At 74.5% G+C, this 21,938-nt stretch carries 13 protein-coding genes and 1 pseudogene; 6 read left to right on the top strand and 8 right to left on the bottom strand.

All coding sequences use genetic code 11. The features are described 5' to 3' along the window. Positions 1 to 58 precede the first annotated feature (58 nt). The gene (gene galE / locus ACEXOX_RS19685; protein WP_406522185.1) at positions 59 to 1,036 is read right to left on the bottom strand and encodes a UDP-glucose 4-epimerase GalE; all 978 of its coding nucleotides are present in this window, start codon (positions 1,034 to 1,036) and stop codon (positions 59 to 61) included. A 165-nt stretch (positions 1,037 to 1,201) separates the two neighbouring features. Next, complete coding sequence (locus ACEXOX_RS19680; RefSeq protein WP_406522184.1) at positions 1,202 to 2,857, bottom strand: glycosyltransferase family 2 protein; 1,656 nt, start codon at positions 2,855 to 2,857, stop codon at positions 1,202 to 1,204. Positions 2,858 to 3,262: 405 nt separating this feature from the next. Here ACEXOX_RS19680 and ACEXOX_RS19675 point away from each other — a divergent pair, with 405 nt between their 5' ends. After that, positions 3,263 to 5,587 (top strand): CDP-glycerol glycerophosphotransferase family protein, encoded by a 2,325-nt coding sequence (locus tag ACEXOX_RS19675; RefSeq protein ID WP_406522182.1) that lies wholly within the window; start codon positions 3,263 to 3,265, stop codon positions 5,585 to 5,587. 18 nt (positions 5,588 to 5,605) lie between these two features. Here ACEXOX_RS19675 and ACEXOX_RS19670 read toward each other — a convergent pair whose 3' ends face one another. The 5 genes from ACEXOX_RS19670 to ACEXOX_RS19650 all read right to left on the bottom strand — a co-directional run bounded on the left by ACEXOX_RS19670 (position 5,606) and on the right by ACEXOX_RS19650 (position 14,287). Continuing rightward, positions 5,606 to 6,598 (bottom strand): class I SAM-dependent methyltransferase, encoded by a 993-nt coding sequence (locus ACEXOX_RS19670; RefSeq protein ID WP_406522180.1) that lies wholly within the window; start codon positions 6,596 to 6,598, stop codon positions 5,606 to 5,608. 189 nt (positions 6,599 to 6,787) lie between these two features. Further along, positions 6,788 to 7,669 (bottom strand): carbohydrate ABC transporter permease, encoded by an 882-nt coding sequence (locus ACEXOX_RS19665; RefSeq protein WP_406522178.1) that lies wholly within the window; start codon positions 7,667 to 7,669, stop codon positions 6,788 to 6,790. Then, positions 7,666 to 9,018: a carbohydrate ABC transporter permease gene (locus tag ACEXOX_RS19660; RefSeq protein WP_406522177.1), complete on the bottom strand. Its 1,353-nt coding sequence runs from the start codon at positions 9,016 to 9,018 to the stop codon at positions 7,666 to 7,668. Before ACEXOX_RS19660 ends, ACEXOX_RS19665 begins: the two co-directional genes overlap by 4 nt. Positions 9,019 to 9,121: 103 nt before the next feature. Then, complete coding sequence (locus ACEXOX_RS19655) at positions 9,122 to 10,576, bottom strand: ABC transporter substrate-binding protein (protein ID WP_406522176.1); 1,455 nt, start codon at positions 10,574 to 10,576, stop codon at positions 9,122 to 9,124. Between the two features lie 294 nt (positions 10,577 to 10,870). Next, positions 10,871 to 14,287, bottom strand: a complete 3,417-nt coding sequence (locus tag ACEXOX_RS19650) for an FtsK/SpoIIIE domain-containing protein (protein ID WP_406526398.1) — start codon at positions 14,285 to 14,287, stop codon at positions 10,871 to 10,873. 481 nt (positions 14,288 to 14,768) lie between these two features. On the opposite strand from ACEXOX_RS19650, the gene ACEXOX_RS19645 reads away from it, so the two are divergent. From ACEXOX_RS19645 to ACEXOX_RS19630, 4 genes and pseudogenes are all read left to right on the top strand, one after another. Next, positions 14,769 to 16,526: a serine/threonine-protein kinase gene (locus tag ACEXOX_RS19645; RefSeq protein WP_406522174.1), complete on the top strand. Its 1,758-nt coding sequence runs from the start codon at positions 14,769 to 14,771 to the stop codon at positions 16,524 to 16,526. A gap of 247 nt (positions 16,527 to 16,773) precedes the next feature. Continuing rightward, a pseudogene (locus ACEXOX_RS19640) lies at positions 16,774 to 18,128 on the top strand (serine/threonine-protein kinase). Between the two features lie 102 nt (positions 18,129 to 18,230). Continuing rightward, positions 18,231 to 19,343 (top strand): peptide chain release factor 2, encoded by a 1,113-nt coding sequence (gene prfB, locus ACEXOX_RS19635; protein ID WP_406522173.1) that lies wholly within the window; start codon positions 18,231 to 18,233, stop codon positions 19,341 to 19,343. A 345-nt stretch (positions 19,344 to 19,688) separates the two neighbouring features. Further along, the gene (locus tag ACEXOX_RS19630; protein ID WP_406522171.1) at positions 19,689 to 20,576 is read left to right on the top strand and encodes a hypothetical protein; all 888 of its coding nucleotides are present in this window, start codon (positions 19,689 to 19,691) and stop codon (positions 20,574 to 20,576) included. 165 nt (positions 20,577 to 20,741) lie between these two features. On the opposite strand, the gene ACEXOX_RS19625 is transcribed toward ACEXOX_RS19630, so the two are convergent. Beyond that, positions 20,742 to 20,930 (bottom strand): hypothetical protein, encoded by a 189-nt coding sequence (locus tag ACEXOX_RS19625; protein WP_406522169.1) that lies wholly within the window; start codon positions 20,928 to 20,930, stop codon positions 20,742 to 20,744. A gap of 295 nt (positions 20,931 to 21,225) precedes the next feature. Between ACEXOX_RS19625 and ftsE the strand changes: the two genes are divergently transcribed. After that, positions 21,226 to 21,915, top strand: coding sequence for a cell division ATP-binding protein FtsE (gene ftsE, locus ACEXOX_RS19620; RefSeq protein WP_030025118.1), 690 nt, complete (start codon positions 21,226 to 21,228; stop codon positions 21,913 to 21,915). Positions 21,916 to 21,938: the final 23 nt, after the last annotated feature.

The following is a 21,938-nucleotide window of genomic DNA, read 5'->3' as shown; positions in this document are numbered from 1 at the left end:
TCTGTGTTGCAACGACCCCTGGAATTCGCCGGCACCGGGGGCGTACGGAGGGGCCAGGTCAGGCGCCGGCGCGGTGGTGCTGCCAGCCCTGCCAGGCCGAGGTGATCATGTCGCGCACGTCGTGGCGGGCCTTCCAGCCCAGCTCGCCGGCGATCCGGTCGGCGGCCGCGACGACCCGGGCCGGGTCGCCGGGACGGCGCGGGGTGACCTCGGCGACGGCGTCGGTGTGACCGGTGATCTCGGTGATCAGGTCGACCATCTCCTTGACGGAGACACCCTCGCCACGGCCGATGTTCAGGGTCAGGTCACGCACCGGGCCGGGCTCGGCCAGCTTGCGCGCGGCGGCCAGGTGGGCGTCCGCGAGGTCCGCGACGTGGATGTAGTCGCGGATGCAGGTGCCGTCCGGGGTCGGGTAGTCGTCGCCGAAGATCCGCGGGGACGCGCCGTCGGTGAGCTTCTCGAAGACCATCGGGACGATGTTGAAGACGCCCATGTCGGCCAGCTCGGGGGTGGCGGTGCCGGCCACGTTGAAGTAGCGCAGGCACGCGGTGTTGATGCCGTGCGCCTTGCCCGCCGCGCGCGCCATCCACTCGCCGACGAGCTTGGTCTCGCCGTACGGGTTGATCGGCGCGCAGGGGGTGTCCTCGGTGACCAGGTCCACGTCCGGCATGCCGTAGACGGCCGCGGAGGACGAGAAGACGAACTGGCCGACGCCGCCCGCCGCCATGGCCTCCAGCAGCGTCTGCAGGCCGTGCACGTTCTCGCGGTAGTAGTGCAGCGGCATCTCCACGGACTCGCCGACCTGCTTCTTCGCGGCGAGGTGCACCACACCGGTGATGCCGTGCTCGGAGATCGTCCGGTCCAGCAGCTCGCGGTCCAGGGTGGAGCCCACCACCATCGGCACGCCCTCGGGGACCCGGGCGGCCACGCCCGTGGAGAGGTCGTCGAGCACCACGACCCGCTCGCCCGCCTGTGTCATGGCCCGTACGACGTGGGCGCCGATGTAGCCGGCGCCGCCCGTGATCAAGTAAGACATCTCGCCATCCTAAGGGGGTCGTTGCTCGTGGGGTGGTGCGGTGCGGACGCCGGCGGGCGGCGCCCCGGGGGCCGCGACGGCCGGGTCCGGCGCGCTGACCGGGGCCGTCGCACGGCCTCCGCCGAGCCGGGCCCGGCCGCCGCCGGCCGGGCCGCTGTGACATGACTAACGAGCGCGCCCGCCGCCGCGACGCAGCTTGCGGGCCGCGATCTGCCACGCGGTACGCATACCGGACGCCATACGCAGCGCCAGCGCTCCGCCCGTGGTCGCGTACGGCTGCGCCAGCAGCAGGCCGTGCCGGGCGCTGGGCAGCGCGTGCCGCCGCAGCCCGGGGCCGGTGGCCCGCAGCGCGGCGTGCAGCACGGAGCCGTCCGCGCAGCGCACCTGAGCCGTCAGGTCCCACGGCACGGGGGTGCCGGAGCCGCTGTCGCCACGGCTGATCAGCGCGCCGAGGTCGAGTGCTGTCTCGGCCGTCCAGGCGTCTCCGGACGGGTCCGGGTTGAGGGCGGCGGTGTGGACGGGCCCGCGGCGGCCGTCCGCCCGGCGGCGCAGCTCCACGTCGATGCCGACCGGCCCGGCGGCGGCCACCCGCCCGTACAGCTCGTGCACGCGTAGCCGCAGCAGGGAGCGGGCGCCGAGGACGGGTTCGGCGTCGACGGTCACCGGCAGCTGGTCGGCGGGCAGCGCGTCCAGGCCGTCCAGTTCGACCTCGGACAGGCCGGCCGACCACACGGGGCGCTCGCCGTCCCGCGCGTACGGCGGCAGCAGCCGTCCGGGGCGTGCGGCGAGCTGGGTGAGCCGGTCGGAGTCCACCGGCGTCTCGGAGGCGAGCAGCACCCGGGCGAGCCAGCGGGCCGGGGCGGTGGCGGCGAGCAGTTCGCCCTCCTCGAACCCGGCGAGGTAGGCGCGGGTCAGCCGCCACCACTCCTGCCGGTAGTCCGCGCCGCGGGTGTGCAGCTCCCGTACGTACATCCGCAGGTCGTGGTCGAGGAACTTGGTGCGCGCCGCGCTCGCGAGGCCCTTGTGCCCGGCGTCCGCGAAGATCCGCACGCTGGTGCGGTGCGCCTCGATACGGGACTCCCAGTTGGCGACGTCCTTGCGGTCCAGCGAGATCGACTGCTTCTTGGCGCTGCGCCGGACGTGCCAGACGTACACCTCGTCGGGGACCACCGCGAGGCGCGGGGCGGCGGCCAGCACCCGGGAGGTGAAGACGAAGTCCTCGTAGGTGAAGCGGCCCTCGGGGAAGAGGATGCCGTGGTCGAGGAGGAAGGCCCGGTCGTAGAGCTTGTTGACGCACAGGGTGTCGCCGACCAGCTCGGGGTGGGCGGTGACGGGATCGTGCAGCGCGGGCGCGCGGTAGAGGTCCGGCTGCCAGGGCACCTCGCGCGGCCCCGGCAGTTCGCGGCGCACGCACAGGCCCGCCGTCACCGGGGTGTCGTGGCGCAGCGCGGCCGCCAGGAGGGCGTCGACTGCGCCCTCGGGCAGCACGTCGTCGCTGTCCAGGAACATCACGAAGCGGCCGGTGGCGGCCCGCAGCCCGTCGTTGCGGGGCGTGCCGCAGCCGCCGCTGTTGTCCTCCCGGTGGAGCACCCGCAGCCGCGGGTGCTCGCGCGCGAGGTCGTCCAGGACCGGGCCGGTGCGGTCGGTGGAGGCGTCGTCGACCGCGATCACCTCGGCGATCGCGTCCCCCTGCGCCAGCGCGGAGCGCACCGCCGCGCCGACCAGCGTGGCGTCGTTGTAGGCGATGACGACGATGCTGACCTGCGCGGACGGCGTGAGGGCAGACCCCGGCCGCGGCTTGGGGGCTTCATTCACAGTCACTACATCTACATTTCGTGTCGGTGTGGTCGGCGCCGGAGGGCCGAGGGCCCCTTCTGTACGGAGGCCGTGAGCCGGCCCACGGTTGCGTGCGCGCCCCTGCTCCGGGCCATCTTGCCGTCCCGCGCCCCGCGGCCGGGCGCGGGGCCCTGCCACTCGCCGTCCGCGGCTCCCGCCACCTGCCGTCCGCGGCTCCCGCCGTCCGCCGGCCGTGGCTTTCGCCGCCCGTGCCCGTGGCCCCGCCGCCGTGGTCCGTGGTGCACCGCTCAACTCGCCACGCGACGGCGGGTCACCGGACCTGGGCCGAACGGGTGACGGGCGCGATCGACAGTACGTAGTGGAGTGATTACGCTCTGCGTCCGTTCCTCCTGTGTCCTCGGACCTGCGAGCCCCGACCTTGGGATGGCCATGCCCCGGTTCAGCGTCATCGTCCCCGCCCGCGGCGTCCAGGGCTTCCTGCGCGCCTGTCTGGACTCCGTACTGGAACAGTCCCACCGGGACGTGGAGCTGATCGCCGTCGACGACTGCTCGGCGGACGCCACCGGCGCGATCATCGACGAGTACGCGCGCCAGGACCCCCGCCTGACCGCCCTGCACCTGCGCCGCCCGAGCGGCGCCGGCCCGTCCCGCAACGCCGGTGCCGCGCTGGCCGGCGGCGACTACCTGCTCTTCCTCGACGGCGACGACACGCTGGCCCCCGGCGCGCTGGCCGCCGTCGACGCGCGGCTGCGGGCGTGCGGCGAGCCGGACGTCCTGCTGTGGGACCACGACCGGACGGACGTCTGGGAACGGCGGCGGCCCAGCGGTGACGGCGCCTTCCTGGAGGCGGCGGGGGACACGGTGTTCGACGCCGTGCAGCGCCCCGGCGTGCTCGGCGTCGAGCCCGCCGCGTGGAACCGCGCGGTGCGCCGCGAGCACTGGACCGGCCGGGAGCTCGCCTTCGCCGACGGCCCGTACGAGGACGTCCCGTACGCGTACGAGAGCCTGCTGACCGCCGGGCGCGTCGCGGCGCTGGACCGGGTGTGCGTCACCTGGCGCGAGCGGCGGCGGGGCAGCGCCGTGACCACACCCGGGCGCCATCACTTCGTGGCCGTCGAGCGCTACGAGGAACTGTTCGCCCGGCTGGACGATCTGCTGCCGGGGGACAGGGGCGCAGGCGAAGACGGGTCCGGGGGTGGGGCCGGCGACGGCCGGCTTCCGCTGCGGACCATCCTGCACGCCCGCATGACCGACCGGCTGCTGGCGATCCTCGACGACCCCGACCGCATCGTGCCCGCCGACCGCGCCGCCTTCTTCCGCGCCGCGAGCCGCTGCATCCGCGCACACCGGCCGGACGGCGCGCCGCTGCCGGCCGCCCTGCGTTCGTACCGCGCCTACCGGTCGCTGCACGGCGCGCAGGTGCTGCGGCGCGAGGTGGCCAAGGAACTGCGGGACCGCGGCGAGGCCGCCGCCCGCACGGCCTTCCGGCGCTACTACGGCCTGCGGCTGCACACCCCGCTCGACGCCGACCTGGTGCTCTACGGCGCGCGCGGCAACCGCGCGGTGACCGGCAATCCGTACGCCGTCGACCGCAAGGCCCGCGAGATCGCGCCCCAGTTGCACGGCGTCTGGGCCGTCCACCCGGACGCGGTGGACGCCGTCCCGGCAGGCGCGGACCACGTCACCGTCGGCTCCCGCCGCTACTGGGAACTCCTGGCCCGCGCCACCTACCTGGTCACCGACGGCGACTTTCCCGGTGCGGCCGGACGGCCGGGACAGGTCTGCCTCCAGACCCACCAGGGCACCCCGCTGAAGGCCACCGGCCTGGACTCGCACCGCTACCCGGGCAGCCCGGCGGGCCCGGGCCCCGGCCCCGGCCGGGCCCTGGAACACGCCGACCAGTGGACCTACTGCCTCTCCGCCAACCAGCACTCCAGCGAGATCTGGGAACGCGCCTACCCCAGCTCGTACGAGACGCTGGCCACCGGCTTCCCCCGCAACGACCGGTACGCCACCGCCACCGCGGCCGAGGTGCGGGCGCTGCGGGCCGCGCTCGGCGTCCGGCCCGGCGCGACCGCCGTCCTGTACGCGCCCACCCACCGCGTCCGGCCGGACGGCGCCGTGCCGCCGCTGGACGTGGCCCGCCTCGCCGCGGCGCTTGGCCCGCGCTTCCAGCTCCTGGTCCGCGCCCACCCGTACAGCGGCCCGCACCAGGGCGTGGACCCGCACACGGCCGCCCTCCAGGAGGAGGGCGCGGTCCTGGACGTCTCCGGCCACCCGCACATCGAGGACCTGTGCCTGGCCGCCGACGCGCTGCTGTGCGACTTCTCTTCGGTCCTGTTCGACTACGCCAACCTCGACCGGCCGATCGTCGTGCACACCGCCGACTGGGACGCCTTCCGGCTCACCCGCGGCGTCTACCTCGACCTGCTGTCCGGGCGGCCCGGCGACACCCCGGGCGTCCTCGCGGCGGACGAGGCGGACATCGCCGGAGCCTTCCACTCGGGGCGCTGGGACGGCCCGGCGGCGGCGTCGCTGCGGGCCGCCTTCCGGGAGCGCTTCTGCCAGTACGACGACGGGCTGGCCGCGGAGCGGGTGGTGCGCCGGGTGCTCCTCGGCGAGGACGACCTGCTGCCCCTGCTGCCGCCCGGCGAACGCCGTACCGCCCCGTCGCCCCGGACCGCCGAACGGGCCGCGGCCCGGCAGGACGGCGCCGGGCGCACCCTCACGGGCCCCGGGGCGGTCGTCGGGTGAGGGCGGGGCGGCGCGCGCTCAGCGGGTCGCCGAGCGGCGGCGGGCGGCGACTACGGCCTTGGTGATGAACGGCGGCAGGACGTTCACCGCGAGACGGCGGGCCGGACTGCGACGGGCCCGGGCGGCGGCCGGCCGGTTCGCGGCGGCGCGGGCGGGCGTCCGTGACCCGGAAGCAGCGGAGGCGGAGGAAGCGGTGGAGGCGGCGGCCGCCGGGGCGGCGTCGCGCGCGGGCTCCGTACGGTGCCGGGAGACCGGGTGCGCGGGTTCCTCGGCGTTCTTGGCGCTCAGCCGGATCAGCGGCGCCCCGTTGACCTCCTGCACCTCGTGCCACACCCCCTCGCGGCCGGTCAGCCACGCCAGCAGCGCCGCCTGTACGGGCGCGGGATCGCCCCACGTGCCGTAGAACTTGGTCGGCGTGATGCAGATCGGACGCAGCGCCAGCCCGGTCACCGCCTGCCAGGTCGCGGCGGCCACCCCGGGGCAGTGCTCGGCGCGGAAGTCGTCGAGGACGACGATGCCCTGGGGCGTGAGCAGGTCGCGCACCGTGACGATGTCGCCGTGCACATGCTCGTACAGGTGCGAGGCGTCGATGTGCGCGAAGCGGCAGCTGCCCGGCTCGACGTGCCGCGCCACACTGGAGCTGAGCCCCTGCACGATCTCCGGCAGCTCGTCGTGGAAGGCCAGGTAGTTCGCCTCGAAGGCGCGGCGCGTCAGCGTGGCGTAGGACTTCGCCATCTCCTTGGAGTTGGAGGCGTCCTCGGCGGGGGAGTCGAACAGGTCGCAGACCGTGAAGCGGTCGCCGGCGCGCAGCCGGGAGCCCAGGAAGATGGCGCTCTTGCCCAGGTAGACGCCGAGTTCAAGCAGGTCGCCCGGCTCGGCCCGGTCCTCCTGGCGGGCCAGGAACCAGTCGAAGAGCAGCTGGTCGGCGGTGAAGAACCAGCCCTTCACGTCGGCCAGCCGGGCGGGGCGCGGGAGCTGCTCGGCACTGAGGTCTGCGGAGGGTGCAGTCATGTGCGGTCCGTCTCCAGACGGTCGGGGAGGTGGCGTCGTCGGCGTGGCCGTCATCGTGGGGCAGCAACGTGAACGGAAAGTGGCGTACGGCACAGCGTTCCCTTACGCCGCCGCGCCCGTTCCCGTACCGGCCCGAGCCCGCCCCCGTGGCGCCCGTTCCCGTACCCCTCCGGCACCCGCCGGGCGCGCTCACTTCACCGCGCCCGCCATCACCCCGGAGACGAACTGCCGCTGGAAGGCGAAGAAGACGGCCAGCGGGACCACCATCGACAGGAACGCGCCGGGCGCCAGTACGTCGATGTTGTTGCCGAACTGCCGTACCTCCTGCTGGAGCGCGACCGTGATCGGCGGGCTGCCGCTGTCCGCGAAGATCAGCGCCACCAGCAGGTCGTTCCACACCCACAGGAACTGGAAGATGCCCAGCGAGGCGATGGCGGGCCCGCCCAGCGGCAGCACCACCCGGGTGAACAGGCGTATCTCGTTCGCGCCGTCCAGCCGGGCCGCCTCCAGCAGTTCGCGCGGGATCTCGGCGAAGAAGTTGCGCAGCAGGAACACCGCGAAGGGCAGGCCGAAGGCGGTGTGGAAGAGGATCACCCCGGGCGTCGTCTCGAACAGCCCGATCGCGCCGAACAGCTCGGCGACGGGGATCAGCGCGACCTGCACGGGCACCACCAGCAGGCCGACCACGACCATGAACCAGGCGTCGCGGCCGGGGAAGTCCATCCAGGCGAACGCGTACCCGGCCAGCGCCCCGATGACGACGACCAGCACCGTCGCCGGGACCGTGATCAGCGCGGTGGTCAGCAGCGAGTCCATCACCTTGGCGTTCTCCAGGAGATGGCCGTAGCTGGACCAGGTGAGCTGGGCGGGCTCGGCGAAGACCTGCCACCAGCCGGACTCGGCGATGTCCTGCGGCGAGCGCAGCGAGGACACCAGCAGGCCGGCCGTCGGCATCAGCCAGAACAGCCCGATCAGGATCAGCACGACCCGCAGGGCACCGCCGCCCGTGCGGGCCGCGATCCGGGCGGGCAGCGACTGCTTGGCCCGTACGACACCGTCGGCGGTCGTCATCGCCCGCGCTCCTTCCGTAGGCGCCGGAGATTGACGTACATCACCGGCAGGACGAGCAGCAGCAGGAACACCGCGATGGCGCTGCCGATGCCCTGGTCCACATCCGTGCCGAACGACGACTGGAAGAGCTGGAGCGCGAGGACGTTGGCGTCCTTGAGGCTGGAGCCCGGCGCGATGATGTAGACCAGGTCGAAGATCTTCAGCACGTTGATCATGAGCGTGACCAGCACGACGATCAGGACGGGCGCCAGCAGCGGCACCGTCACCCGGCGGAAGACCTGCCACTCGTTGGCGCCGTCCACCCGCGCCGCCTCCAGCAGCTCCCGCGGCATCCCGGCCAGGCCCGCCGCGATCAGCACCATCGCGAACCCGGCCCACATCCAGATGTACGCGCCGATGATGGCCGGGGTGACCAGGGCCGGGCCGAGCCAGTTCACACCGTTGTACGCCGTGGCGAAGTTCGCCGCCGGCAGCCGCAGCCGCGCGCCGTCCGCCGCGGCGGGCAGCGTGAACCGCCCGTCCGGGCCGGTGGTCGTGCTCGCCACGGTCCGGCCGTCCTTGACCGCCTCGACCGTCAGGCCGGGCAGCCCCTTCTCGGAGCGGTCCACGATGTTCGGGGTGCCGCCGCCACCGCGGGTGAAGTCCAGCCAGGCGGTGCCGGTGACCTTGCCGGGCTCCGGGCGCGCGGCCGTCGCCGGGCGCGCGTCGCCCAGGTCGGCGGGCTGCACGGCCACCAGCGGCAGGTTCGCCGGGTCACCCGCGCGCACCGGCTTCGCCGTGGTGTATGTGCCGCCGGACGCCCTCAGTCCGGCGTCGGGCCGCGGCTTGGCGCCCGGGTACGGCGCGGGCTCCGCGAAGGTGTCGTGGACGCCGACCCACACGGCGTTGGCGACACCGCGCTCCGGGTCCTGGTCGTACACCAGCCGGAAGATGATGCCCGCGGCCAGCATCGAGATCGCCATCGGCATGAAGACGACCAGCTTGAAGGCGGTGCCCCAGCGGACCCGCTCGGTGAGCACCGCGAAGATCAGACCGAGCGCGGTGGCGACGGTCGGGGCCACCACGACCCAGATGACGTTGTTCTTCAGCGCGATGCGGATCCGCTCGTCCGAGAACAGCTCGACGTAGTTGCCCAGCCCCACGAAACCGTCGCCGGACGTGTCGAACAGGCTCCGGTAGACCGAGAAGCCGATGGGGTAGACGACCAGCGCCCCGAGCAGGACGAGGGCGGGCAGCAGGAAGACGGCGGCGACCCAGGGGCGGGTGCCCGCCACACTCTTGACCCGGCGCAGCGTGCCGGTGCGCGGACGGACCGGGCCGGCCGGCCCGCCCGCGGTCGCAGCGTTCATGGTGGTGTCCCCCGGTCGATGCGGTCGGGCGGCGGTGCGCACCGTGGGTGCGCTGCTGCGGCGGCGGGCCGCGCGGGGTCCGCCGCCGTACGGGCGCTCCGGGTCAGCTGCCGTACGCCTTGGCGGCGTCCTGCTCCAGCTTCTTCTGGATGCCCGCGATGTCCTTGGGGTTCTTCAGGAAGTCCTGGAGGTCCTTCCACTCGCCCTGGCCCGGCTTGCCGCCGAAACCGGCCGGCGCCTGGTCGGACATGTCGAAGCGGAACGCGTCTCCCGCCTTGATCAGCGCCGCGGCGATCTCGCGCATCGTGTCGTTGGCGTACGCGGCCTGGTCCAGCTCCTTGTTGGGGGAGATGAACCCGCCGGCCTGCGCCCAGATCTTCGCGGCGTCCGTGGAGGCGAGGAAGGTGAGCAGGGCCTGCGCGCCCTTGGTGTCCTTCAGGGCCACCGCCGCGTCGCCGCCGGTGACCACCGGGGACCGGGAGCCCACCGCGGGGAACGGGAAGACCTTGGCGTCCGTGCCGACCTTGGCCTTGGTCTGCGCGATGTTGGTGGCGGCGTAGTCGGCGGAGGAGACCATGGCGGCCTTCGGCTGCTCGCCGCTGAAGGCCTGGGTGACCGATGCCGGGAACTGGGTCTGCAACGCGCCGCTGTTGCCGCCGGCCAGCAGGCCCGGCGTGCCGAAGAGCCGGCCGAGCGCGGTGAGCGCCTGGGTGACGGACGGGTCGGTCCACTTGATCTTGTGCTGGGCCAGCAGGTCGTACTTCTCCGGGCCGGCCTGGGAGAGGTAGATGTTCTCGAACCAGTCGGTCAGCGTCCAGCCGTCCGCGCCGCCCACCGAGACCGGCGGAACCCCGGAGTCCGCGATGGTCTGCGCCGTCTTGAGGAACTCCGCCCAGTCCTTCGGCTCGGCCACCCCCGCGTTCTCGAACGCCTTGGCGTTGTACCAGATCAGCGACTTGTTGCTGGCCTTGTAGTAGACGCCGTACTCGGTGCTGTCGTACGAGCCGAGCTTGCGCCAGCCCGGGGAGAAGTTCTTGGCGAGCTGCTCCTTGGCCTCGGGCCCGAGCGGCTTGAGCCAGCCCTTGCGGGCGAACTCCCGCAACACGCCGACCTGCGGCGGGAACGCCACGTCCGGCTGCCCGCCACCGGCGACCTTCGAGCCGATGAAGCCGGCCATGTCGTCGCCGCTGGGGATGTAGTCGACCGTCGCGCCGGTGCGCTTCTCGAACTCCTCCAGCACCTTCAGGAAGCTCGCCCGCTCCGGGCCGGTCCACACCGCCGCGACCTGGAGCTTCTGGCCGGACAGTCGGGGGAGCTGGACGGAGACGCCGTCGCTGCCCTTGCCGCTGTCCCCGCTCTTGCCGCCGTCACCGCCGTTGCCGCTGCCGCTGCACGCGGTCAGTGTCAGGGCGCCCGCCGCGGCGAGCGCCAGGGCGACGCGGGTGGTCGCGGTGACGCGGGCGCGGGCGGCCGCCGGGCCGCTCGCCGTACGGCCGGTCGTCGTACGGCCGGTCGTCGTGGTGCGCGCGTCGGCGCGCCGTGTGCGTGAAGTGCCCATCCCCGTAAGCCCCTCCCGTGCGGTGCACTGAGCGCCGTGTGGCGGTCCGCGCCGTGCGACGGTCCGCCGGGCACAGTCCTACGCCCGGATCACCGGCCCCGCAATACCGCCTCCCGCCCCAACTGGCCTTTCGTGACCGGCCCGTTACCCGTCGCGTACACCTCGCGAGCGCGCCCCGCACGGCACGCCGGGGCCGCTCGCGGACGGCCGGGCGCCGGGGCCGGGCCGCCGGCTCCCGGAGCGGCGGCGGGGCCACGGGGCGGAACAGTGGCGGGACGGTTGCGGGGCCGCGGGTCAGAGCAGCGGCGGGGCGGCGGGCGCGCCGGAGGACTGGGCGGCCCGCTGGAGGGCGCTCGCCAGCAGCGCCAGGTCGGTCGGCCCGTTGCCCAGCTCGCGGAGCGGGCGGCGGGCCGGCGGATCGCCCATCCGCTCCCACTCCAGCGGTACGACCGTGGGGCGGAGCGTGGACGTACGGGGTATCCGCCCGGTCACCCGGCCGGCCTGGAACGGGGTGACGGAGGAGTCCGCCGCGCGGTGCAGCCGCCCGCGCCCGGGCGGCACCGGCTCGGCCGCGTCCGCCGCCGGGCCCAGCTCCACGCGCAGTCCGGCCGCGCGGTCCGTGGCCGTCTCGGCCGTACGGTCCGGGTGGCCGGTGGCCGCTATCAGGTGCACGCCGAGCGCCACCCCGTCCCGCGCCACCGCCTCCAGCGCCCGCACCACCGAACCGGCCGCCGGGCGGCCGGTACTGCCCAGGGCCGGGGCGACCAGCGCGTCGAAGTCGTCGACCAGCACGAACAGCCGGGACAGCGGCGCGGCCTGCGGCTCCGGCACCTCGGCACCGCCCCCGGAAGCACTGCGCGCCCGCAGCCGCAGGGTGCCCGTCGAGGTGGAGTCCCGCTCGGCGGCCGGAGCGCCGGACGGGCCTTCACCGGGACGCCGGGGCGCCGGGGTGCGCGGATCCGGGAGGTGCCGGGCCCGCCACTCGGCGAAGTCCGTGCCGGCCAGGGTCTCGGCGCGCCGCTTCAGCTCGGAGCTGAGCGCCTGCGCGAACTGCCGCATCCGCACCGGGTCGGAGGCCGTCAGATGGGTGGTCACGTGCGGCAGGTCCGTGCACAGCCGCAGCCCCTCGCCGCGCTCCGGGCCCGCGCCGTCCACCAGCACGAGGGAGAGCAGGTCCGGGCGGTCGGCGGCGGCGAGCGAGGCGGCCAGCGAGCGCAGCAGCTCCGTCTTGCCGCTGCCCGGGCCGCCGGTCACCAGCAGATGACAGGCGTCGGTGGCCGGATCGGCGCAGAGCGGCCCGCGCGGTCCCGCGCCCAGCACGGCGGGGGCACCCGCCCGGCCGGGATCCGAGGCGGCGGCCCAACGGGCCATCAGGGAGGCCGGGGTGGCCCGCGCCAGGCCCAGCTCGTCCAGCAGCCGGGAGGTGTCCGGCAGGGGTACGGCGGCGCTGCGCGCCGGGCGCCCGCCGAGGCCGTCGCCGGTGTCCGCCTCGGACAGCGGCGCGAGGGCGCGCGCGAACCGCTCGGCCCAGGCGCCGGAGACCGCGTCGACCGCGGCGACCGTGCCGTTCGGGCCCGAGCCTGGCTGGACGACGCGCAGCGCCGTGGCGACGTCGCCGCTCAGCACCGCGACCGCGCCGCACTCGCCGAACGCGGGCGACGCGGTACGGGCCGCCTCGTACGTCGCGGCCAGCGGGAAGGCCGGGGTGGCGGCGGGCGTCTCGGCCAGGCACAGCACATGGATGCCGGCCGCCGGGCCGTTCGCCGCGAGCCGGGCCGTCGTCTCGCGCAGCGCGGACGAACCGGGGTCGCCGTCCACGATCAGGAGGGTGTACGGGCCGTTGTAGCGCGTGGCGGCGGAGGCGACGGCGGCACGGTCGGCACCGGCCCAGTGCGGGCCCAGCGGGCCGTCGTCGAGGCGGCGCGCCAGCTCGGCCGTACGGGCCGTCGCCTGCTCCTTCTCGTAGGCGAGCAGCAGCCGGCAGTCCTGGGAGTGGGCCGGGCGCACCTGGGGGAGCCAGCCGAGCCAGGCCCAGTCGGCCAGCCGGTCCTCCAGGGACCGCGCGCGGTCCGTGCTGACCAGCACGATCTCCAGGGTGGCGGGGGAGTGCAGGGCGGCGAGCTGGGCGACGGCGGCGCGCGCGAGGCCGCCGAGCCGGGCGCGCGGCCCGGCGAGGCCCAGGGCGCCCGCCTTGCGCAGCTCGACGGTCACCGGCACGGCGGCCCGGCCGCCGTCCTGCGGGGCCGTGCCGAGCCGGACGGTGAGCGCGTCCGGATGGTCGGGGCCGCGCTCCCAGAGCCGGGGCCCGGGGCCGAGCGCGGTCAGCAGCACCGTCGCCGGGTCGGGCCAGCGCTCGTCCGCGGCCTCGGGACTCAGCCGCCCGCCGACGGGCTCGTCCGCCTGGTCCGCCGCTCCGGAAGCCGCCGCCTGCGACTGCCGCTGCTGCTCCTGCCAGACGGTCGGCGCGGGGGCGGGGCCCGTACCGGCGCGGTCGTCGGCCGGCCGGGCGCCGGTCAGCCGGCGGGCCCAGGCGCCGATGCCGCCCCGGCGCGCGGCCTTGGGGGCCGGCTCCTCCTGGCGCGGATCGTGCCCCTCGGCCGGGGCCAGGTCCTGCCCGCCGCCGTGGGTCCGCTGCGCACCGGTGCCGTCCTGGCCGTACGGCGCGTACTGCTCCTGGGGGCTGCCGGGGTACGGGGTGCCGCGCAGCGGGGTGCCGCGGCGCGCCGGGCTGTCGTACGCGGCGGGCAGCTCCTCCGGCGGCCGCGGGTCGCCGTACGAGGAGGGGGTGTACGGAGCGGAGCCGGGGGTGGGGGCCGTGACGCCATGAACGGCGAAGGAAGCGGCGGGAGCGCTCTGGTGCGGCACCTCGGGCCGCCGGGCGTCCTGATGCGGCACTCCGGGCCGCCGGGCGCCCTGGTCGTGCGCGGCGGAGCGCGCGCCGGGGACGGCGGGCGCGCCGGGGTGCCCGGCACCCCGGGCCGCGGGAGCGGTGGCGTCCTGCTGGGAGACGCGCAGTCGGCCCTCGCCGTCGGGAGCGCACGCCAGGGCCGGGTCGGGCTCGGCGGGCGCGGCCTGGAGGCGCAGCGCGGACTCGCCGATGCGCAGCAGCGCGCCGGGCGGCAGCGGCACCGGGAGCTCGCCGACCTCGGCGCCGTCGACGGCCGTGCCGTTGGTCGAGCGGAGGTCGGCGACCAGCACCGAGCCGTCCGGCTCGACCGTCACCGCGCAGTGCAGCCGGGAGACGTCCGGGTCGTCGAGGGGCACGTCCGCCTCGGCGGAGCGGCCGACGCGGATGGCGCCGCCCTGGCCGCCGTGCAACAGGTGGACCCCGCCGGCGTCCGGCCCGGAGACGACCCGCAGCCGGGGCGCGCCGTGCGGCAGGCCGTGCGCCGGGGCCGGGCCGGGGGCGCCGAGGGAGAGCACCGCGCCGTCGATCAGCGGGGGTTCGCCGACCGCCGCGCGCTGCGGGTCCAGCCGGTCGCTGCCCGCGTACAGCACGACGGGGCCGCCGGAGCCCCCGGCGGAGCCGCCGCCTTTTGCGCTGCTGCCGCTGGTGGTGCTGCCGATGTCCGCGCCGGACCCGGCCACGGCGGCCGCGAGGCCGCCCGCGACCGTGGCGAGCGCCGTCCCGGCGGGGGCCGTGACGAGGACGTCGCAGGCCCGCGTGGGGTGGCCGCTGCGCGGCCCGAGGACGGTCAGCCGGATCTGCATCGCCGTCAACGGTCCCTTCCGCCCGGACCGTTCGGCAGGGGCCCCGTGACCTCCCCCGCCGCGCCCGGGCACTCGGCACGTACAAACAAGTCCCTAGGCGCGGGGATCGTGCTCCCGCGCCGCACGCGCGCGACGAAGGCCCCGCACCCCCACCGCTTCCGTGCTGGGTGCATCCTCGCACCTGCCACTGACAACACGCCCGCCGACCATCACCCAGTGATCTTGATCGGTCGCCCCCGGGCGGAAAACCACCTGATCGAGCACGGTGAACGGCCGGTTTTCGATCATCGGCGTTCGTTGTTCGGCCTGACGTGGACACCGATCGCGGCCCGCCCGCAACCATCTGTCCCGAATGCGCGTCTTTCCCCCGAGCCCCGCCCGATCGTCCCGCCGTACGGCCCGTACGGCGGCACTACAGTGGGGCGACGGGCCGCTGCGACCCACCGGCCCGGCAAGGATCGATCACGACCAGGGAGCGCACGTGCGGCCGGTAGGCAGCAAGTACCTGCTCGAGGAGCCGCTGGGACGCGGCGCCACGGGCACCGTCTGGCGTGCCCGTCAGAGGGAGACGGCGGGCGCCGAGGCATCGGTGGCCGGGGAGCCCGGCGAGACGGTCGCGATCAAGGTCCTCAAGGAGGAGCTGGCGCACGACGCGGACGTCGTCATGCGCTTCCTGCGCGAGCGCTCGGTGCTGCTGCGGCTCACCCACCCGAACATCGTGCGCACCCGCGACCTGGTCGTCGAGGGCGACCTGCTCGCCCTGGTCATGGACCTGATCGACGGCCCCGACCTGCACCGCCACCTCCGCGACAACGGCCCCTTCAGCCCCGTCGCGGCCGCCCTGCTGACCGCCCAGATCGCCGACGCGCTGGCCGCCAGCCACGCCGACGGCGTGGTGCACCGCGACCTGAAGCCCGCCAACGTCCTGCTCCAGGGCACCGGCGAGGGCGACACCGCCGAGCTGCACCCGATGCTCACCGACTTCGGCATCGCGCGCCTCGCGGACTCGCCCGGCCTCACCCGCACCCACGAATTCGTCGGCACCCCCGCCTACGTGGCGCCGGAGTCCGCCGAGGGCCGCCCGCAGACCTCCGCCGTGGACATCTACGGCGCCGGCATCCTGCTCTACGAGCTCGTCACCGGCCGCCCGCCGTTCGGCGGCGCCAGCGCCCTCGAAGTGCTGCACCGCCACCTCAGCGAGGAGCCGCGCCGTCCGTCCACCGTCCCCGAGCCGCTGTGGACGGTCATCGAGCGCTGTCTGAGCAAGGAGCCGGGCGAGCGGCCCAGCGCCGAGAACCTGGCCCGCGCGCTGCGCACGGTCGCCGCGGGCATCGGCGTGCACGCGAGCCCCGCGCAGGCCGAGGCCGCGCTCGGCGTCGCCGCGCTGCTCGCGCCCGACCCGTCCCCCGCCACGGTGCCCGGCACCGGCACCGGCGGAACGGGCGACGCCGACCCCACCCAGGTGCTGCCGTCCACCGGCGGCACGTACGACCCGGCCGCGGCGACCAGCGTGCTGCCGTCCACCGGCGGCCAGGGCGGGCCCGGCGGCCCGGACGCCGACCCCACCCAGGTGCTCTCCTCCTCCGGCCCCGGCGGCCAGGGACAGGACTACGGCCAGGACTACGGCCGGAGCGGCGCCGACCCGACCCGCGCGATGCCTCCCGTACCGCCGGGCCCGCCCGGTGGGCAGCCCGAGGGCCCCCACCCGTGGGAGTCCCAGATGCGGGCCGCCCGGGACCGCAACGAGCAGACGCAGTACCTGGACCCCGGCCAGGACCCGCTGCGCCGCCGCCCGCAGCGCCGGCCCGCGCAGCCGCAGCAGCCCCCGCAGTACCAGCAGCAGGCGCCTGCCCCGTACCAGCAGCAGGCCCCCGCGCCCTACCAGCCGCCGCAGCACCAGCCCCAGCAGCCGCCGCAGCGTCAGCCACAGCAGGCAGCGCGCCGCCGGCAGCCGCCGCCCCAGCGCTACGAACCGGAGCCGCCGCCCCGGGAGCGGGATCCCCGGCCGCGCCGCGAGCCCCGGCAGCGCAGCGCCAACCCGATGCGCATCCCGGGTCTGGGCTGCCTGAAGGGCTGCCTGTTCGTCCTGGTGCTCCTGTTCGTCGGCGGCTGGGCGGTCTGGGAGTTCTCCCCGCTCCAGGAGTGGATCGGCACGACCAAGGGCTACTTCGAACAGATCGGCGATGTCATCGGCAGCGTCCGCGACTTCTTCAACGACGTCGGCACCTGGTTCAAGTGACGTCCGGTTCCCGCGCCGCCGGTGCTCCCCGGCGCCGCGGGACCGCTCCGGCGCGCCCGCCGGGAGGGCGCGGTGCCCGCGCCCGGCACGGTGACCAAGGGGATTTGTCGACTTCCAGGGGGCGATTTCCCCCACAGAAGTGCTACCTGGGCCCATCCTGGGCACGGAACCCCCGGCACCCGCGTAGCTTTGACGCCACCTTCAGCCCCCTGAGGACGCTCAGCGGGCCCGACACGTCGGAGCAGTCTTGGCACGGAAGATCGGCAGCCGGTACACCGCCCACCAGATCCTTGGCCGCGGCAGTGCCGGCACGGTATGGCTCGGCGACGGACCCGAGGGGCCCGTCGCCATCAAGCTGCTGCGCGAGGACCTCGCCGCCGACCAGGAGCTGGTCGGCCGCTTCGTCCAGGAGCGCGCCGCGCTGCTGGGCCTGGACCACCCGCACGTCGTCGGCGTGCGCGACCTGGTCGTCGACGGCAACGACCTCGCCCTGGTCATGGACCTCGTACGCGGCACGGACCTGCGCACCCGCCTGGAGCGGGAGCGACGGCTCGCCCCGGAGGCCGCCGTCGCCGTCGCCGCCGACGTGGCCGACGGCCTCGCCGCCGCCCACAAGGCCGGCATCGTGCACCGCGACGTCAAGCCCGAGAACGTCCTGCTGGACATGCAGGGGCCGCTCGGGCCCGGCGGCGCCCACCCCGCGCTGCTCACCGACTTCGGCATCGCCCGCCTCGTCGACACGCCGCGCCGCACCCTCCCCAGCCGCCGGCCGCCGGAAACCCGCGCTCGGCCAAGGTGATCGGCACCCCCGACTACCTGGCGCCCGAGATCATCGAGGGCCTGCCGCCGCGCGCGTCCGTCGACGTGTACGCGCTCGCCACGGTGCTGTACGAGATGCTGGCCGGCTTCACCCCGTTCGGCGGCGGTCACCCCGGCGCGGTGCTGCGCCGCCACGTCACCGAGGCCGTGGCGCCGCTGCCCGGCATCCCGGACGAACTGTGGCAGCTGCTCCTTCAGTGCCTGGCCAAGGCGCCCGCCTCCCGGCTGCGCGCCCCCGAACTGGCCGCCCGGCTGCGCGAGATCCTGCCCGGCCTGGCGGGCCACCCGCCGCTGGACATCGACGAGCCCGACGGCGACCAGACCGCCGAGGAGGCCGAGGACACCGCCACCGGCCCGTACGCCTCCGGTGCCTCCGGTGCCTCCGGTGCCGCTCCGGGCGCGTACGACGAAGCCCTCTACCCGCCGGTCGCGCCGGGCGGCGCCCGCCCGCGCGGCGCCGTGCCGCTCGTCCACGGCTCGGCCGCCCCCGACTCGAACCGCGAGACCCACACGAGCATGCGCGTCCCCGGCCCCGACGAGCTGGCGGGCGGCGCGCACGGCACGGCCCGCGCCCCGCGCGCCGCGGGCGAGCCCCGGGCCGGCTCGGCCCGGCACCGCGAGGCGGTGCGCCGCCGCCGGGTGAAACTGGGCCTGGCCGCGGCGGCGGTGGTGGCCGCCGCCGGGCTCGGCGGCTGGTTCGCCTCCCAGCACGGCGACTCCGGCGAGGACGCCAAGCCCGGCGTCCGCCACTCCGACGCGGCGACCCCGCGCCCCACCCGCTGACCTCGGACGACGCCCCGCCCCGCCGACCTCCTCGCGCCGCCGCCCCACGAGCGGCGCGAGGCTCGGGGCACGCAGGCGGCGGCAGCCGTTAGGCTGGGGTGCGTGGCAGTCGTCGATGTATCCGAAGAGCTGAAGTCCCTCTCCTCGACCATGGGGTCGATCGAGGCCGTCCTGGACCTCGACAAGATGAGGGCCGATATCGCCGCGCTTGAGGAGCAGGCAGCGGCGCCGTCCCTCTGGGACGACCCGGAGAGCGCACAGAAGATCACCAGTCGGCTGTCCTACCTCCAGGGCCAGCTGCGCCGGGCCGAGGAACTGCGCGGCCGGGTCGACGACGTCGGTGTGCTCTTCGAGCTCGCCGAGGCCGAGGGTGACGAGGAGACGCGCGCCGAGGCCGAGAAGGAGCTGACCGACGTCCGCAAGGCCGTCGACGAGCTGGAGGTCCGCACGCTGCTGTCGGGCGAGTACGACTCCCGTGAGGCCGTCGTCAACATCCGCGCCGAGGCCGGCGGTGTGGACGCCGCCGACTTCGCCGAGAAGCTCCAGCGCATGTACCTGCGCTGGGCCGAGCGGCACGGCTACAAGGCCGAGGTGTACGAAACCTCGTACGCCGAAGAGGCCGGCATCAAGTCGACCACCTTCGCCATCCAGGTGCCGTACGCCTACGGCACGCTCTCCGTCGAGCAGGGCACCCACCGCCTCGTGCGCATCTCGCCCTTCGACAACCAGGGCCGCCGCCAGACGTCCTTCGCGGGCGTCGAGGTGCTGCCGGTGGTCGAGCAGACCGACCACATCGAGATCGACGAGTCCGAGCTGCGCGTCGACGTGTACCGCTCCTCCGGCCCCGGCGGCCAGGGCGTCAACACGACCGACTCCGCGGTGCGCCTGACGCACATCCCGACCGGCATCGTCGTCTCCTGCCAGAACGAGCGCTCGCAGATCCAGAACAAGGCGACCGCGATGAACGTCCTCCAGGCGAAGCTGCTCGAACGCCGCCGCCAGGAGGAGCAGGCCAAGATGGACGCGCTCAAGGGCGACGGCGGCAATTCCTGGGGCAACCAGATGCGGTCGTACGTGCTGCACCCGTATCAGATGGTCAAGGACCTGCGCACCGAGTTCGAGGTCGGCAATCCGCAGGGCGTGCTCGACGGCGACATCGACGGTTTCCTGGAAGCGGGCATCCGCTGGCGCAAGCAGCAGGAACAGGGAAAGTGAGCCGCGGCTGAAGGCCGTATGGATTTTCTGTGAAAACAACTGCCGCTTTACGAGCGGCAGTTGTTTTTTGCTGCCGTTCGGCCGTGTGGCAATTTGGTCACAGTCATACGTCCATGGACCCCGCAACTCCCCTCAATTCGGTCATCGCGCCTTTATTTGACCTTGACGATGATGTGAGAACTGGGAAGGGTGGTACGCGGCATGCGTATGTCCGGGGCGTGCGTGTGAACGGGGAACTGAGTGCAACGGCCGCAGGGCGGTGTCGCGACTCGCCTACCCGGGTCGGCCGCTGCCCCGAACGGCGATGCTCCATGGACGAGTACAGCTACTGGGGGTAGCAGGCACATGACGAAGAAGACGCGGCTGCGCGTAGCGCGCATTGCGGCCGGTGCGGTGATCGCGGCCGGTGCGTCGCTCACCGCGGCCGGCGCGGCCTCCGCGGTCGGCACCGAGCCGACGACGGCGGGCTCCAGCAGTTCCGGCGGCCTGGGCGGCCTGATCGACGACCTTCTCAGCGGCGGCGGTGACTCCGGCGGCAGCGAGATCGGTGGCTCCGAGACCGGCGGTTCCGAGACCGGTGGTTCGGAGACCGGTGGTTCCGAGACTGGTGGGTCTGAGACTGGCGGTTCCGAGACCGGCGGTAACGAGACCGGTGGCCAGTCCGGCAGTCAGACCGGCGGTAACGAGACGGGCGGTCAGTCCGGCAGCCAGACCGGTGGCAACGAGACCGGCGGTCAGTCCGGCAGCCAGACCGGTGGCAACGAGACCGGCGGTCAGAGCGGCAGCCAGACCGGCGGTAACGAGACCGGCGGTCAGTCCGGCAGCCAGACTGGCGGTAACGAGACGGGCGGTCAGTCCGGCAGCCAGACCGGTGGCAACGAGACCGGCGGCCAGTCCGGCAGCCAGACCGGCGGCCACGGGAACGGCGGTCAGACCGGCGGCTCCTCCACCGGCGGCTCCTCCACCGGCGGCACCGGTGGCGGCGACGGCACCGGCACCGGTACCGACAACGAGGGCAGCAAGCCGATCGAGCAGCCCGGCGAGGGCAGCCAGCAGATCGTGAACACGCCCGGCCAGCCGCAGCAGCAGGCCAAGGGCGGCGAGCTCGCGGAGACCGGTGCCTCCGGCACCACCTTCCTGCTCGTCGGCGCGGCGACGATGATCGCCGGTGGCATCGGCTTCCGCCTGATGCCGCGCCTGATCAACAAGAACGGCGGCGCGGCCGCGGCCTGACACCAGGCCCCGCCCCGCACCCGGGGCAGTGCGTGACGAAGGGCCCGGAGCGCGAGCAGCGCTCCGGGCCCTTCATCGTCCGCACGTCCTCATGTCCTCGGTGTGCCGGGCACGGTGACGCTCCGTGCGGGGTGCGTCACACGGGCCCGCGGGCCTCGGGGCGCCTCAGGCTGCCTGGTGCAGCAGCATCGCGAGCGCGACCAACGCCACCAGCAGCGCCACTATGGCAGCAGGCGTCACCTGGCCGAACGACCCGTTCTCCTGCAGCCGTTCCCTGCTGGCCCGGCACACGGGGCAGCGGCCCTCGCTCACAGGGGCCGCGCAGTTGGCGCACACCAGCCGGTCGTACGTCATGCGACCTCCTCCTCAACCGCTGCAACGCGCAAGGGACCACGATGGTTCCCCCTACCACTTTGCCAGCTCGCCGTCGGAACGGCGCGCCCCGGTCGCCTTCCGCCCTTTTCCGCGGGCCTGCCCGCGCCCCCGGGCCGGAATGTGCTCGTTTTGTCCCCGTAGATGCCGTGAATAAACGCACCAACCCCGAACGGCGACTGCGCCTTCGCGCGAGACTCGCGTAGGGTCACGCTCACCGACAGGAGCCCCAACAGGGGCGTCCGGTGCCGCTACCCAGGTCGACCGTGGTGCATCAGTGATCCGATTCGACAACGTCTCCAAGACCTACCCGAAGCAGAACCGCCCCGCCCTCAGGGACGTCTCCCTGGAGATCGAGCGCGGCGAGTTCGTCTTCCTGGTGGGCTCCTCGGGCTCCGGCAAGTCCACCTTCCTGCGTCTTCTCCTGCGGGAGGAGCGTGCCAGCCATGGCGCCGTGCACGTGCTGGGCAAGGACCTCGCGAAGCTGTCCAACTGGAAGGTGCCGCAGATGCGGCGCCAGGTGGGCACCGTCTTCCAGGACTTCCGGCTGCTCCCCAACAAGACGGTGGGGCAGAACGTCGCCTTCGCCCTCGAAGTCATCGGCAAGCCGCGCGGCCAGATCCGCAAGACGGTGCCCGAGGTCCTCGACCTCGTCGGCCTCGGCGGCAAGGACGACCGGATGCCGGGCGAGCTGTCCGGTGGTGAGCAGCAGCGCGTCGCCATCGCGCGGGCGTTCGTCAACCGCCCCCTGCTCCTCATCGCGGACGAGCCCACCGGCAACCTCGACCCGCAGACGTCGGTCGGCATCATGAAACTGCTGGACCGGATCAACCGGACCGGTACGACGGTGGTCATGGCCACCCACGACCAGCAGATCGTCGACCAGATGCGCAAGCGCGTCATGGAACTCGAAAAGGGCCGGCTCGTGCGTGACCAGTCGCGCGGCGTGTACGGCTATCAGCACTAAGCGTGTACGGCCCCCAGCACTGA

It is taken from the genome of Streptomyces sp. Ac-502 (assembly GCF_045222935.1).
Lineage (GTDB): Bacteria > Actinomycetota > Actinomycetes > Streptomycetales > Streptomycetaceae > Streptomyces > Streptomyces monomycini.
Note: the sequence above shows the minus strand (reverse complement) of the source record. Positions and strands in the feature narration are given on the sequence as shown.